The sequence below is a fragment of the uncultured Pluralibacter sp. genome, from assembly GCF_913775985.1.
Taxonomy (GTDB): Bacteria; Pseudomonadota; Gammaproteobacteria; order Enterobacterales; family Enterobacteriaceae; genus Pluralibacter.
In genome coordinates, this window is the sequence record NZ_CAJYMB010000150.1 from 52,779 (window position 1) to 67,293 (window position 14,515).

The 14,515-nt window shown below is 55.1% G+C and carries 16 protein-coding genes and 2 pseudogenes; 12 read left to right on the plus strand and 6 right to left on the minus strand.

The annotated features are described in order from the left end of the window. Positions 1–2 precede the first annotated feature (2 nt). Positions 3–1,187, plus strand: coding sequence for an amidohydrolase (locus QZ766_RS20565; RefSeq protein ID WP_297206675.1), 1,185 nt, complete (start codon positions 3–5; stop codon positions 1,185–1,187). Positions 1,188–1,229: 42 nt separating this feature from the next. Here QZ766_RS20565 and QZ766_RS20570 read toward each other — a convergent pair whose 3' ends face one another. Both QZ766_RS20570 and QZ766_RS20575 read right to left on the minus strand, forming a co-directional pair. Continuing rightward, positions 1,230–2,135: a hypothetical protein gene (locus QZ766_RS20570; RefSeq protein ID WP_297206678.1), complete on the minus strand. Its 906-nt coding sequence runs from the start codon at positions 2,133–2,135 to the stop codon at positions 1,230–1,232. 357 nt (positions 2,136–2,492) lie between these two features. Next, entirely contained in the window at positions 2,493–3,320 is an 828-nt protein-coding gene (locus QZ766_RS20575) for a LysR family transcriptional regulator (protein ID WP_297206681.1), read from the minus strand. A 96-nt stretch (positions 3,321–3,416) separates the two neighbouring features. On the opposite strand from QZ766_RS20575, the gene QZ766_RS20580 reads away from it, so the two are divergent. Next, entirely contained in the window at positions 3,417–4,151 is a 735-nt protein-coding gene (locus QZ766_RS20580; protein ID WP_297206683.1) for an SDR family oxidoreductase, read from the plus strand. A gap of 49 nt (positions 4,152–4,200) precedes the next feature. On the opposite strand, the gene QZ766_RS20585 is transcribed toward QZ766_RS20580, so the two are convergent. Next, a complete protein-coding gene (locus QZ766_RS20585; RefSeq protein ID WP_297206685.1) occupies positions 4,201–5,757 on the minus strand; it encodes a BCCT family transporter in 1,557 nt (518 codons plus the stop codon). 174 nt (positions 5,758–5,931) lie between these two features. On the opposite strand from QZ766_RS20585, the gene betI reads away from it, so the two are divergent. Further along, entirely contained in the window at positions 5,932–6,513 is a 582-nt protein-coding gene (gene betI, locus QZ766_RS20590) for a transcriptional regulator BetI (RefSeq protein WP_297207243.1), read from the plus strand. Between the two features lie 52 nt (positions 6,514–6,565). On the opposite strand, the gene QZ766_RS20595 is transcribed toward betI, so the two are convergent. Then, positions 6,566–7,222: a hypothetical protein gene (locus QZ766_RS20595; RefSeq protein WP_297206686.1), complete on the minus strand. Its 657-nt coding sequence runs from the start codon at positions 7,220–7,222 to the stop codon at positions 6,566–6,568. Beyond that, positions 7,189–7,593: a hypothetical protein gene (locus QZ766_RS20600; protein ID WP_297206688.1), complete on the minus strand. Its 405-nt coding sequence runs from the start codon at positions 7,591–7,593 to the stop codon at positions 7,189–7,191. Before QZ766_RS20600 ends, QZ766_RS20595 begins: the two co-directional genes overlap by 34 nt. Before the next feature lie 785 nt (positions 7,594–8,378). Between QZ766_RS20600 and QZ766_RS20605 the strand changes: the two genes are divergently transcribed. From QZ766_RS20605 to QZ766_RS20640, 8 genes and pseudogenes are all read left to right on the plus strand, one after another. Next, positions 8,379–8,876: a hypothetical protein gene (locus QZ766_RS20605; RefSeq protein ID WP_297206689.1), complete on the plus strand. Its 498-nt coding sequence runs from the start codon at positions 8,379–8,381 to the stop codon at positions 8,874–8,876. 5 nt (positions 8,877–8,881) lie between these two features. After that, positions 8,882–10,411: an S-type pyocin domain-containing protein gene (locus QZ766_RS20610; protein WP_297206692.1), complete on the plus strand. Its 1,530-nt coding sequence runs from the start codon at positions 8,882–8,884 to the stop codon at positions 10,409–10,411. Between the two features lie 4 nt (positions 10,412–10,415). Next, complete coding sequence (locus QZ766_RS20615) at positions 10,416–10,859, plus strand: hypothetical protein (protein WP_297206695.1); 444 nt, start codon at positions 10,416–10,418, stop codon at positions 10,857–10,859. A gap of 103 nt (positions 10,860–10,962) precedes the next feature. Next, complete coding sequence (locus tag QZ766_RS20620) at positions 10,963–11,220, plus strand: colicin E3-like toxin immunity protein (protein ID WP_297206696.1); 258 nt, start codon at positions 10,963–10,965, stop codon at positions 11,218–11,220. A 45-nt stretch (positions 11,221–11,265) separates the two neighbouring features. Continuing rightward, a pseudogene (locus QZ766_RS20625) lies at positions 11,266–11,525 on the plus strand (colicin E3/pyocin S6 family cytotoxin); the annotation flags it as partial. 8 nt (positions 11,526–11,533) lie between these two features. After that, entirely contained in the window at positions 11,534–11,782 is a 249-nt protein-coding gene (locus QZ766_RS20630; protein WP_297206697.1) for a colicin E3-like toxin immunity protein, read from the plus strand. A 38-nt stretch (positions 11,783–11,820) separates the two neighbouring features. Beyond that, positions 11,821–12,286, plus strand: a pseudogene (locus QZ766_RS20635) (DUF6392 family protein). A 90-nt stretch (positions 12,287–12,376) separates the two neighbouring features. Then, positions 12,377–12,616: a bacteriocin immunity protein gene (locus QZ766_RS20640; RefSeq protein WP_297207244.1), complete on the plus strand. Its 240-nt coding sequence runs from the start codon at positions 12,377–12,379 to the stop codon at positions 12,614–12,616. A gap of 88 nt (positions 12,617–12,704) precedes the next feature. Here the strand turns inward: QZ766_RS20640 and QZ766_RS20645 are convergent, their stop codons facing one another. Next, a complete protein-coding gene (locus QZ766_RS20645; protein WP_297206700.1) occupies positions 12,705–13,469 on the minus strand; it encodes an aspartyl/asparaginyl beta-hydroxylase domain-containing protein in 765 nt (254 codons plus the stop codon). A 289-nt stretch (positions 13,470–13,758) separates the two neighbouring features. Here QZ766_RS20645 and QZ766_RS20650 point away from each other — a divergent pair, with 289 nt between their 5' ends. Beyond that, positions 13,759–14,373 (plus strand): LysE family translocator, encoded by a 615-nt coding sequence (locus QZ766_RS20650; RefSeq protein WP_297206702.1) that lies wholly within the window; start codon positions 13,759–13,761, stop codon positions 14,371–14,373. Positions 14,374–14,515: the final 142 nt, after the last annotated feature.

Genomic DNA, 14,515 nt, shown 5'->3' on the forward strand with positions numbered 1-14,515 from the left:
GTATGAATAACGACATTCTGACCCTTATCAATGACGTTAACCCCGATGTTGTTCGCTGGAGGCGCCACATTCACGCCCATCCGGATCTGTCATTTCATGAAAAGCCCACCGCCGACTATATTGCCGACGAGCTTTCGCGGATGCCGGGCCTGGAGATAAGCCGCCCGATGGACAATAGCGTAGTGGCGGTACTGAAGGGCGAGTATCCCGGCCCGATCTGGGCGCTGCGTGCGGATATCGACGCGCTGCCGCTGCAGGAGGAAAGCGGCGAAGCCTTTTCGTCCACTAAACCCAATGTGATGCACGCCTGCGGCCACGATGCGCACGCCGCTATGCTGATGGGCGCGGCAGCGGTGCTGTGCCAGCTGCGCGACCGGCTGCGCGGCAGCATCAAGTTTATCTTTCAGCCCGCGGAAGAAGTGCCGCCGGGCGGCGCGCGCGCGCTGGTGGAGCGCGGCGTGGTAAATGATGTGGAGTACATTTTTGGCCTGCACATGGCGCCCAACGTGCCCACCGGCCACATCGTAATGAAAGAGGGGATCTACGTTGCCTCCAGCGATAACTTCGACATTGCCATTACCGGCCGGGGCGGGCACGGTTCCGTGCCTCACCTGTGCATCGATCCGGTAGTCGCGGGCGCGGAAATGGTGATGGCGCTGCAAAACGTCGTCGCGCGCAACATCGATCCGCTGAAGGCGCCGGTACTCACCGTCGCCACGTTCCAGGCCGGCGACAGCTATAACGTCATTCCCAACGGCGCCCGGCTGGCGGGTACCGTGCGCACTCACGACGCGCAGATCCGCGAGCAGGTGAAAACGCTGATGGCGCGCACGGTGGCGGGGGTGGCCGCGGCCCACGGCGCGCAGGCGGAGATCAGCTGGCAGGAGGGCTACGCGGTAGGCGTTAACCACGCCGCCACCGGCACCATCGCCCGGGAGGCCATCGAGCGTAATTTCCCGGCGCAGACGCTGATCCTGGCCGACGCCCCGCTGTTCGGCAGCGAGGACTTTTCGTCTTATCAGCAAAAGGTGCCCGGCAGCTTCCTGTTTATCGGCTGCGGCAATAAAGAGAAGGGGACGGAGTGGGGGCTGCACAACCCGCACTTCCGCATTGATGAAGACGCGCTGGCGGTGGGCGTTAAAACCCACGTGGCGCTGGCAAGCGCGCTGCTGCAGGGCGGTGCGTAGGGAATAAAAAAGCCCGCCGGCGTGCGCCGTGCGGGCTCTGTTTTAGTAAGCCGGGTATCTGTCCAGCAGCATCTCCAGCCGCCAGCGGATATCGGCATCGAGCGGCGCCGGCTCGCTGTAGGCTTTCACGCCAGCCAGATCGTCTGCAATCAGTTCATCGTGCTTGTCGCCCATCATCCCGTTAATCGCCGCCATAAAGCGGGACACCTGATACGCTTCCTGATTCCCCGGATTGATAGAGCGCAGCGTGTCGTAAAACGATACCTGCTGGCTGATGATTTTGCGCACGTCGTGGAACTCGCGGCCGCTCAGCTGGCGTTTGGAAATCATCTGCTGCAGCTTGCGCATTTGAGCAAGGCGATAGGAGACAAATTTATCCGCGCTGGTGGTGCGAATATGGCGCAGGGAATAGTTCACCATTTTCCACGCCGGCTCGCTGAGCATCACGTTAAGTAATTTTCCATAGCGCGCGGTAAGGCGAGCGTTGTTATTACGCAGGGCATCCTGGAAGCGTCCAAGAATGACCGTTGTTTTCCTGAACAAATAAGGGACTTTATGATTGTGGGTATACAGCATCAGCGCGAAGCGTAAATGCTTATAGCGCGAGCGTATATATTTATACGCTTTACGTTCATCAGAGGTTAACACGCCGCGATTGAGCTGCTTGTTTATCAGGCTCAATAATTCCCTGCGATCCGTACCGTCTTCCCAGTATTTCAGGCACAGGGCATAGTTTTCACGAATCCGCGCCTCATTGCACGCTAAATCAATGCGCTGCGGCAGGCTGACCTGCTTGTCGGCGATGTCGTCTTCGTCGATGGCAATAAATAAGCGCCGTTCAACATCGTCGTTAAATTTACTTAAATTTACGTCGTTAATCTTGCTGCGGTCAGAAATGCTATCACCGTAAAAGGCACTTTTTCGCGTCTGGGTCGAAAATTCGCTCATTTTAATTACTCTTCTTTAATCTACTGCTTACAAAATTATGCTTTTTGCTGGCAGCAGCGGCTGTATGGGAAAAGCTGTTTGCCGTCGTCCGTCAATATTGACCTGCTGAGGTAACACAGACGCCGGATTTATCTAAAAACGCGTTGGTTGTTCGTTGACTTGTGGCGATTCTGACACGCAGGTCTTAACGAATTCTTAATTAGCGTTAATTTTTGAAATGAGTCGACCCTGCATTTATAGGTGTTAAAAGATAGGCGATGAAAATGAAAGGAAGATGACAGGCTGGCCTGATGCCTGCGGGGCGGGCGGCACGGGGACCGGAAGGCAGCAGGCGCGCTGGCCTGCCGCCGTCACGGTTCAGGATAGATTCTCGCTAAGGTGGCCCAGCAGTCGCTCTACCGCCAGATTGCGGGTAGCCTGCACGGCGTAGCAGATGCCGACCCGGCGGCTGAGCGGATAGCCGGGCAGCGGACGGGCGACAAGGGCACTGCGCTGTACCACCAGCGCCTCGGGCGCTATCGCCAGCCCGGCGCCGGCCTCCACCAGATCCAGCGCCAGGCTGAAGCTGCCGGCATTGGCACCCGGCGCGCCGGCGGCGGTGCCGTAAAAGGGCAGAAAGCGCTGGTGGGAGTCGTGGTTTGGATACATCACCCACGGCTGCAGGCAGAGCAGCTCGGGGGTGAGCGCCTCTTCCTGCGCCAGCGGGTGCGCCTGTGGGCAGGCCAGCACGTAGCGCTCTTCCGCCAGCGGCATAAACAGCTCATCTTCGCAGCGCAGGCTCTCGCAGCCCAGCCGGATATCGCCGGTGCAGCCGGGCTCTAAGGTCACCCGCGCATCGGGCAGTTCGCGGCTCAGGCACTGCAGCAGATGCTGCAGGCAGCCGGCGGCAATATCCTGTTCAATACCGATAGCGAGCGGGATTTTGTCCTGCCGTTTGCGAAAGCGGGACGCCAGGCTGCGCATCTCCTGGATCATCCGGCTGGCGTGGGGATAGAGCGCCCGGGCATCCTCCGTCACCTCGACGCCGCGCGGCTTGCGGATAAACAGCCGGGTGCCCAGATCCTCTTCCAGCGCCTTGATAGTGGCGGATAGCGCGGGCTGTGTCAGACTTAACTGTTCAGCCGCGCGGGTAATGTTTCGCTCTTCAAAAACGCAGATGAAGGCGCTGAGCTGTCGCTTATCCATAGATTTATGTTATGCCAGTGAGAAAAACAAACCATTTTTCACCAGTTCACGGCGGATTTAAAGTAGCGCCATCAACTTTATTTATGAGGAACGTCCATGAACCCTGCAATCAAACCGTTAGTGGTCATTACCGGCGCCAGCTCCGGCATTGGCCTTGCCACCGCGAAGCTTTTTTCCGAACGCGGTCACGCGCTGCTGCTGCTCGCCCGCCGGGTGGATCGCATGACCGCACTCAATCTGCCGAACGCCCTGTGCCGGTCGGTGGACGTTACCGACAGGCAGGCTATCGCCGCGGCAGTGGCAGAAGCGGAACAGCAGTTCGGACCGGTTGAGGTGATGATCAATAACGCCGGCGTAATGTTGCTGGGCCAGATTGAGTCCCAGAACCCGGACGAGTGGGACCGGATGCTGGACGTTAACGTGAAGGGCCTGCTGAACGGCGTGCACGCGGTCAGCAAAGGGATGATTGCCCGCAAGGGCGGCACCATTATTAACATCAGCTCCGTGGCGGGGCGCAAAACCTTCCCCAACCACACCGCCTACGTCGGCACCAAGTTCGCCGTTCACGGCCTGTCGGAAAACCTGCGCGAGGAGCTGTCGCCGCACAACGTGCGGGTGGTGGTCATCGCGCCGGGCGCGGTAGAGACCGAGCTGCTGAGCCACACCTCCAGCGAAGAAATCAAAACCGGATACCAGGCGTGGAAGCAGGAGATGGGCGGCAAAGTGCTTAGCCCGGAAGACGTGGCGCACGCTATCGAATACGCCTGTGCCCAGCCGCAGTACGTCTGCATCCGTGAAATCGTGCTGGCGGCAACGCGCCAGGGCGCCTGATCGGTATAGGGTGGAACAGAAAGAGGGCGCCAGCGGCGCCCTTTTTGACCTACAGCCTTTGCGGCACCGCCACCGGCGGCGCCATCCGGCGCAAATCTTTCACCAGACTCACCATATACAGCACGATCACCGCGGAGAAGGGCAGCCCGCAGATAACCACTGCGGTTTGCATAGCGCTAAAGCTGCCCGCCAGCAGCAGCCCGGCGCAGACGATGGTGGTTACTACCGCCCAGAATACCCGCAGCCACGCCGGGGCATCGTCGCTGACGGTGCCGCCGATACTGGAAAGATTAGCAATCATCAGCGTCCCGGAATCTACCGGCGTCAGGAACAGCACAAAGCTCAGAATAATCGTCAGCCCGGCGGTAATGGTGGTGCCCGGCAGATACTCCAGCAGCTTGAATACCGCCATCGGCGGATCCGCCAGCGCGACCTCGCCCAGCAGCGTTTGCCCGTGCTCCAGCACCAGGCTTATCGCCGTATTCCCAAACAGCGACAGCCAGGCGAGGGTAAATCCGAGCGGGATCAGCAGCACGCCGAGGATCAGCTCGCGGATGGTGCGCCCGCGGGAGATGCGCGCGATAAACAGGCCGACGAACGGCGCCCACGCCACCCACCAGGCCCAGTAGAATAGCGTCCATGCGCCCTGCCACTGGCGGGCTTTACCGTACAGGTAAACGTCGAAACTCTTGCCCACCAGCGCGGTAAGGTAGTCGCCGGTATTTTGCAGCAGACCGTTCACCAGGTTGAGGGTTGGCCCGGCAATAAAAATAAACAGCAGCAGCAGGCACAGAAAGCCGACGTTGATATTCGAGAGCATGGCGATCCCTTTCTCAATGCCGGTCACCGCTGCCAGCGTGGCGACGATCATCATCACCACAATGATCGTCATCAGCAGCTGGGTAGAGGGCGGAATATGGAACAGATAGTTCAGCCCGGAGTTGACCAGCAGCGCGCCGATCCCGAGGTTAGTGACCATTGAAATCACGGTCACCAGAATACCGAATGCGTCCACCAGGTGGCCGATGCAGCCGTGGATGCGCTCGCCAAACAGCGGATAGAGGGCGGAGCGCAGCGCCAGCGGCTGATCGCGGCGGTAGGCAAACCAGCCGAGCGCGACGGCAATCAGCGCGTACAGCGCCCAGCCGTGCAGCCCCCAGTGCAGAAAAGTAATCGCCATTGCCTGCCGGGCCGCTTCGGGCGTACCGCCCGCGCCTTCAGGCGGGCGCAGGAAATGATCCAGCGGCTCGTAGGCGCCGTAATAGACCAGCGCGATACCGATCCCGGCGGAGAAAAGCATTGCCACCCAGGAGAGATAGGAGAATCCGGGGCGCTCGTCGTCGTGACCCAGGCGCAGCTGGCCGTACTGCGACATTGCCAGCCAGAAAACAAACGCCATGCATGCCACCATCAGCAGCATGTAATACCAGCCAAACGCATCCGATATCCAGTTCTGGGCATGGCTCAGCCACTGCTGGCTGCCCTGCGGGAACAGCACTGTCAGCAGCCCCAGCAGCAGAATGACGGAGGCAGAACCGATAAACACCGGCAGATTTACCCGAACGGGCGGAGTACTCTCTTCAACAGAATCACGTATCGCAGTCATGATCTTTACCTGGATGATCAAATACAAACGCAGTTTGTATGGATTAAGTAAATGAAATGTAATGATTTAACTTTGTTTTGACATTTTTGCAGCATATGCATTATTGATTGACCGTTCAATCAATAATGCGGGCGCGTTCAGAGAGACGAGGAATTTTGAGATGTACGCAAGAATATCCCCGAGAAGCGTAGGGAACAGCTCATCAGCGCGGCGTTTGAAACCATTAGCGAAGTGGGGCTCGCCGGGGTGACGCTGTCGCAGGTGGCGAAAGAGGCGGGCATGTCTACCGGGATCGTTAGCCACTATTTTGGCGACAAAAGCGGCCTGCTGCAGGCGACGATGCGCCAGATCTTGCGCGATCTGCATCAGGCCACTCTGGCGTGCAGGGCCCGGGCCGCAGCCGATCCCCGATCCCAGCTGTTTGCCATTATTGAAGGCAACTTCGATCCCAGCCAGGTCAGCGAAATCTCCATGCGGGCGTGGCTGGATTTCTGGGCTGCCAGCCTGCACAGCGCCGATCTGCGCCGGCTGCAGCGCATCAACGACCGCCGCCTCTATACCGCCATCTGCTGCCAGTTTCAGCGCCGCCTGCCGAAAGACGCGGCGCGCCGGGCGGCCAGAGGGCTGGCGGCGATGATCGACGGCCTGTGGCTGCGCGGCAGCCTCAGCGGTGATGGTTTTGACGTGCAGCAGGCCAGCGCGATTGCCCGCGACTACGTCAGGCAAAAGCTTGGCGAAGAGGAGTTGCTGGCATAAAAGCGTGGAAAAACGGACCGGAGCCAGTGTGAGCCCCGGTCCTGAAGGCGTGTTACTCGATAATCAGCAGCGCCGGTGCGGCAGCGCTAAAGGTGCTGCTGGTGCCGAATGCGGCAATTGGATACGCGCCGGGTTTGACATCGGCGCCTGCCGCCAGCGTCAGGGTGCCCGGCAGGCCCGAACCGTCGAGAGAGGGATTATCGAAGCTAGCCTGAACGCCAGCCGGCAGGCCGTAGGTTTTCAGGATCGCCGCGCCTTTAAAGCCGTTTCTCGGCGTCATCGTAATGACCGCCTGGTGGCTATCGCCGGCTTTGACGCGAATCGTGTTTTCAGAAAGGGTAATATCAAAGCCCGGAGTAGGCGTGCCGCCGGAGCTGTATCCCAGCCGGAAAATCGGCGGTGAAATTTCGTGCGTCCAGGCGCAGTCAATGGGCGTAATAGCGTGTCCTTGACCATCGTTAGCGTTAACCCCGCCATGCCAGACCGGGTTAAGCGGCTCAAGGCTGGCAGTGTAAGCAATGGTGGAGAACGTGAACTCGGTATTGGCCGGCAGCTCGCGACATTCGCTAAACGATTGTGTTTCAAAGAAAGCCGGCGTCAGGTTTTTATTCCCGCTGATATCCAGTTCGGTATTATCAAGTACCGAAACCTGTCCGTTGTTGAGATTCACCGTGGTCACTTTCCAGCGGCCGCAGGCTTTTTGTCCCACGGGACAGGTCGGGGCGATAATACCGAAAATAGCATCGCCAACGTTAGCCGGATACTTTTTTGAAGAGTATGGTTTTTTACTGCAGCAGTTCCAGCTGGAAATCCCCATCCGTCGGGCTTGCTCCAGCTTAACACCGGCTGCAGTACTGAACCGTGAGTATAGCCAGGCCACAAGGCTAAAAACTGTTTATTTTTGACTGCCGGCACCGGCGGTACTGTCATGGTGGTAATAATAGGACCGGCATCGGTACTGTAGCTGTTAGTATCCACAAAACTATTCGTATTATTTGCATTTGCTGCGGTGCTGAGCAGCATCGAGAATAATGTGAATGCGAGTATGTTGAGTTTTGAGAAGAGTGATAAGTTTGCCATAGTGTTCCTGTAATAGAGCGCATCCCGACAGGCAAATTGTACGAGCCAGCATGCTGAGCGGAGCCCGGGCCTCTGCCTGCAGAAATTACCCTGTGCGTTAATATTGGATAACCGCGGCTGCGGCCTTTTTGCCGGCATTCTGTTATCGGACAGGTATCAGGCATCTTGTGTGCCTTTATTGCGATATTCTCGCCACGCCTCAGGCGGCTTGCCCGTTGGCGGCGCGGACTCCTCCGGGTACTGACGAAAGTTCGCGCCCGTGAATTCGCTGAATGGCTGTCCGTAAGTAACGCATATTAGTCAGGGTGGAAATGCGTTCTGATGCCAGCACAAATAATTTAATTCGAGAGTAAGAAATATACCAGAATTTAATAACGGCATATTTTATGTTGATAATCGATAAGCCAGTATTGTCTGCGTGGCTATCTGGAGAATGTTTGTCGCCGTATTCGGCCTGAGAAGTCAGTGCGAGCACAGTCCAAAGTCTCAAAGATGCCTTCTCGTGCAGCCCGAATTATTTAGGATAAATCTATTAGGTATTCTTGTAATTATTCCTTTTGAAGTAAAAATGCTTTTAACATAGATGAAATAATACGCAAAGTTAAGATCCGCTTTCGTACTCGGCGACATCAGTAAAAGTGCGATAAAGTCAGCCATGCAGCGCGCTGATTTTTATTTAATAGCTTATTTCTGTCCTGGCAGAGGCACTATCGTTTTTACATTAAAGCAAAAGCGGGCAGCCTCGCTGCAAGGTAACTATCAAAAAGCAAGGAAGAGAAAAGGACATGGACGGTCAATACAGTAATGAAATTACACCGGCACTGCGGGCAACAATGAATCAGTCGCCCTTCACGGCGGAACAGCTGGCGGCGATGAACGACGACGCTCGCGCGATTATCGAAGCGCAGAAAGCCTTCTGCATCCGGCATCCGGTCACCGCTATTTACCGAATCGCCGTCGCCGGATGCCGTACCCGCGACGGCGGTACCGGTGCTGAATTTAATTCCGCACCCGGCGAGGGCAATAAGATCCAGTGCGCAGACGGCAAAATGCGCAGCGTGCTCACCGAAGAAAGCCTTATTTCCTACCCCGACGGCCGGACAGCCCGCATCGTCAGCAGTGCCGGAAGCCACTACCGGGACGTTAACGGGCGCGGGATCGCCCTGGTCGGCAGCCAGCTGGATAACGGGGATCTGATTATCAGCACCCCGCAGGATGCCTGCATGCTGGTCGCCCGGGAGGGCGTCGCGCTGCCCCCTGATTTTCTCTCCCTCGCGGAGTAACCGCGATGGGATACCGAACGAACTGCTACGGGCGCGGGCTGGCGCTGCACGGCGACAAAACCACCACGGGCGCCACCCTCTGTTCGACGCTCCCCAACTGCACCGAGTTTAGCCGGGCGATCGTGCGCATTGGCGATCGGACCACGGCCTGCAAACAATGCGGAAAGACCGGCATTGTCGCCGAAGGCGAGCCGCGATCCGTCTGGCAGGGCGTGCCAGCGGCCGTCGATGGCGCAGCGGTGACCTGCGGCTGCCCGCCGGGCACCAACCGGATCGTTGCCCCTGCGGGCCAGTGGCTGGGTCAGGGGCGCGATCCGGCAGTGATTGCGAGAGAAGCGCAAGCGGCGGCGCTGGCCGCCCGGCACCGGGCGGAGGAGCAGCGCCGGGAAGACGCGCGGGAGCGAAACCGGGTGTTCGCCAAATCCTGCCTTCGCGGCGAGGGCTGCAACGATGCCGGAGACGCCCGCGAGCCGCACGGCAACTTCGCGGCAATGGCGTTTTATCAGGCCGTCCCGGCACCGGAACCCGAGGTGGTCCAGCACGCCCAGGCGGCCCGGAAAAACAAACCGGCAGACGATACTCCTCCGCCCCGAAAGCGAAGCGCCCTCTACCGGTGGTGGTTCGGCAATCATGAGGAGATGGACTACCTGGCGGCAAAAGGGGCGGCAGAGCGCGCTGAAAGGGTGAAAACCGCGGTGGCGGACGCCAGCGTTCTCGGCCTGATAGGCGGCAGCGCCATTACCTCAGGAACCTGGGCGGTGAAGCTGGGTGAAGTCGCCAGCGGGCTCGGAAGGATCGCCGCAAGCGGCCCCGGCGCGCCCGCTGCCGCCGTGCTGGTGGGAATGATGCCCGGCAGGCTCAATGACGGTGAGCAGGACTTTATCGACCGCATGCGGCTGGAGCAGATGCGCGAGGCGCCAACCCGCGTGCGCTTTACGTGGGAGAGCGACAACCGGGGGAATTCGGTTCCCCACGGCTGGCACACGCCGCCGGGGAAAGACCGGGTGCGGGTGCGCAAAATGGCGTGGGACAGCAGCCGCAACGCCTATACGTTCACCACCGAAGAAACGCCACAAATAACAATCATCTGGACCCCGGACAGCACCGGCGAAAACGTACCGTGGAACACGGGCAACCAGAACCCGGTCAGGCTCCCAAATCCGGTAATGGTCGATCCGCTGCCGGAAAACACCGGCATTACAGCAACCACCACGCCGGTACCGGAAGAGAAGACCTTTGCGGACTATATTCTTATCCTGCCGCTGTCGAATATTCCGCCGATTTATGTTTATCTCAATTCTGTCTTGAAAGGTAAGGATGCAGCGCAGGCAGCTAAGAAGTTGGGTTATGATCGACGCGTGGCTCCGAATAAAACACCATTTAATTCTCACGGGCAGCCCGCCTTTTTCAATGGAGTTGACTATATTACACCTGATGTTGATGGTCATAATGTTACTGAAGGGTGGAAAAAAATCAGTAAAAAAGGTGTTCGTCTGGGGACATACGATAAAAACTTGCACAGGATTAAAGGGTAATAACATGTTTGGTATTTTTACGGAAGACAAAGCCATTGAGTCTGAATTTAGTGAGACAGTATTACCAGCATCCATCATCATTGGGGACTTTAAAGAAGGCCTGCAGATTCCGGTCACCTATTGGAGTGTTGAACAATACCGAGTCAGCTGGCTTGCTTGTCTGGAGGAGGGCATACGTGATGAGAGTAAATCAACGTTGGTTGTTTCAATGTATGCGCCAAAGGATATCAATTTTTTATTTTCATGGATTCTCTATTTTAGAGGTGAGAATGTCATCATTCAAAATAAAATTATTTTTTCAGAAGGTATTGATGACTTTTCTATAAATAGACTAAATGAATATGCCGGAGAGTATGAGGCATACTCAGACGGTGAGAAAGTCTCAGAATGGTATACAACTGTTGATGAGGTGCGAGAATTTATTTGTTATCTTAAAGGTAATATTTGATTGTATGCTAACGAGGACTCGAATTATTTATAATATAAAACTGGTAGGTGGTTGAATCCTGCCGTCAGAATATGGGATGTTGAGGTGTTTCTATGAGGCTGGCATGGGTCTAAGACTAAGATTACAATGGTTCGATAAATTTACAGAGTTAGGTGTAGATAAGGAATATTCATCCGATTTCGGTGATGATGCCAGCATCATGACTGATGGTTTGGGTATACCGACAAAAGATATTGTAAATAATGGCTCTTTTGAACTAAGAAGTAATTGGATAAAGTACTTACAGCCTCATTTTACACATAATATTAATTTATCATCGTATGATTATTTTGTTTCATTTGACTACAGGGATAAATGGTAGTTATTAGGTGCTTACATAATAAGGAAGTAGTAAAAATTTTATTGCCATCCAGTACCTGAAACGGATGAGATCAGTATTTCAGGTCTTAGACAGACTAAGAAAAAAAACCTAAGCAGGGCGGTGGTGGACTTAGAGATCGCTGGGTTGATGCTAAAGGTAGGCGAATTTACGAATGGGATTCTCAGCACGGTGAACTTGAGCAGTACAGAGCTAGAGATGGTGAGCATTTAGGTTCTATAGATTATAAAACAGGTAAGCAGTTAAAGCCCTCCGTTAAAGGGCGAAATATTAAAAAATATCTGTGAGGTGGAGCGTGGGACTAAAAATAACCTTAGAATGGTTTGATAAAGAAGATGAGATCTTGATCAACAAGGAAACGTCTGCAGATCTGGGACAAGATGGTAGTTTAATTAAGAAATTTAATTTACCTTTTAGTGGTAAAATATACGACGGTGGATTTGATGTGTTAAAACCATGGGTTAGTGATTTGCAATCATTATTTTTACATCACATTGATCCCGATAAATATGATTACCAGATAGTATTTAAGCGGGATGAGTGACAGGCATATAAAATAAATGATGCATTAGGGCTATATAAATGACAGTCAATATTGAACACTTAATCTTCAGTTTAGGTAGGAGTTATGGAGAAGTTTTTGATGCTGGAATTATTCCATACCAAACGAAGCCAACAGGAGCCCCCGGCTCTCCAAATTTAAGTTATAAATGGCGAGGGAGGGGATTTTTTTATCATTTAAACGTGATGGAAAAATACTCAAAAGCATTACATTAAGGCTTCAGCATGACCCTGTGAAAAACTGGGTTTTTCCAAACGAGCTGCCCCGCCTTTGGAGAAAGATATGACGCGTCAATGGGTACATAATACTTTTGGTGAACCAGATAAATCAGTACCTCCGAAAAACGTAATGAAAATAGCAATGGGTTGGGTTGATAGATTCAGTGTTCAAAATCTTCATATTCCAATAACAATGCAAATTCGTTACGATTTACGAGAAAAAGCCGAAGCAGTAACTTTCCTGCCGGCTTCAGAACTTCGGTGGTAGATATTCTAAAAAATTTGATGCTGCGTTGAAAATATCTTAAATGAATCTCACATTTGAGAGAGTAAAGTTAAATAGTAAGGTTATGAAGAAATAAGAGATTATACCGAGAGAGAATTTTTAGAATTGGTTTGTAAAATTTGCAGGGCCGTGGGGCCAACCGAGAAGGATGATAATCGACGTGTAAGAGAATTTACACGTCTTTCTGAACATCCATCAGGATCTGATCTTATTTTCTATCCAGAGTTTGGAAAAGATGATAGTCCCGAAGGCATTGTTCAGGAAGTGAAGGAGTGGCATCTGACTCACGGTAAACCGGGCTTCAAAGCGTAGCCCACCACTTACGCGCCCCCGCTACTCATTATCAACTGCGCTGCGGCGCCATTGGTAGCAAGGCCCCGCAGCAAAGAAAGAATACAAACTAGCCTTTCCCCTTCTCCCGCTTATTCCAGCTAGCGAGATTCTTCAGCGGCTGCTTCACGTACGGGCTGGCTTTAATCAGCGTAAACAGCAGCTTATTCACCAGCGTGCCGATTCTGTCCATCGGCCGGTCGATATCGAGGAACAGCACCGCGCGCAGCTCGTCGGTGTCGTTGCGCACCTCGTGCTCGTAGGAGTCATCAAACAGGATCACTTTGCCCTCGTCCCAGTGCAGGATCTGGTCATCGACGCGGATCCAGAGCTTGTCGCGATCTTTCGGCACGATCAGCCCAAGGTGTGCCCGCACCACTGCCCGGGTCGGGCCTTTGTGCGGCACGATATGGTAGTGCGGCTTGAGGATTGAGAACATTGCGGTGCGCATTCCGGGGATGGCGCTTACTGCCTGCGCGGTGCGCGGGCAGATGGCGCAGTTCTCGTCTACCCGCTGGCCGTACACGTACAGGCCGAAGGTTTTCCAGTTATCGCCTTTGGAAATGCGCTTCTGATCCGGGGAGATCTGGTGAAATGAGGGAATATCCTCCGGATGCTCCAGCAGATGCTCCAGCTCCTCCCGGATGGCGGGAAAGCTGGACTCCAGTGATTCCACCCAGCTAAATTCGTGATTGCCAATCTGCGGGGTGGTAGAGACGAGCGAATGGCGGGATTGAAACTCGCCGTTCCAGCGCAAAAAGCGCTTACCGGCTTTCATCAGCAGGCGGCGCAGGAACGGGCGCTGCGGTGTTGAAGGCGACGTTATATCAGGCATGGATAGTATCCCTATTATCAGTAACGCGTGGTGCCGCCGCAGGCCAGGGGCAGGGCGGCTTTGTGCTCAATCAATGCAAACCTGAAGTAAAACAAAGCCTGTGCGAGTGCAGCAGGGCAAAAAACGAGATAATTGTAATCACTAATTTATAAAATGGTGAACGAGTTATTGGCAATTCGTGCCGCAGAACGTGCGATTGGCCCGGCGCCGCGGCGATAGCGCTGGGCCGGTTCAGACATTGCGTTTTAATAAAGATAATCCTAATCTGTCTCTCTTTCGGAGCCACACAATGACCGTCGCCGATTCCCTGCTTGCCTTCACCTTTGCCGCCACGCTATTGACGCTCACTCCCGGGCTCGATACCGCCTTGATTTTGCGCACCGCCGCCGCGGACGGCAGCCGCCGCGCGTTTCACGCCGCGCTGGGGATCGATCTCGGCTGTTTTGTCTGGGGGGCGCTTGTGGCTTTTGGTCTGGGCGCGCTGCTGGCGGTGTCGGAAGTGGCGTATAGCGTGCTTAAATACTGCGGCGCAGCCTACCTGTGCTGGCTCGGGGTGCAGATGCTGCTGCATCCCCGCAGCCGCTTTGACGACAGCGCGAAGGCCGCCGGGGGCAGCAGCTTTCTGCGCGGCCTGCTCGGCAACGTCCTCAACCCGAAAATGGGGATTTTCTACGTCTCGTTTCTGCCGCAGTTTATTCCTGCCGGCCACTCGCCGCTGCTCTGGACCTTCCTGCTGGTGAGTATTCACGTCCTGCTCGGCACCCTGTGGTCGCTGGTGTTGATTAGCGCCACCCGCTTCGCTGCCGGCACCTTAAAAAAGCCGGGCGTGGTCGCCTGGATGGACAGGGCCACCGGTGGCTTGTTTCTCCTGTTTGCGCTGAGGCTCGCCCTAAGTAAACGTTAAATTCCCTGTGCTCTTTTCACGCTGCTGAAATCACGCTGTAAACGCGCCGTAATGGCGATGTAATTATCGTCCTCAAACGGGGCAATTGGCTGAATATCGCCGCCGTTGGTGGTTTAATGACGCAAAATTTGCTCATTTGGAT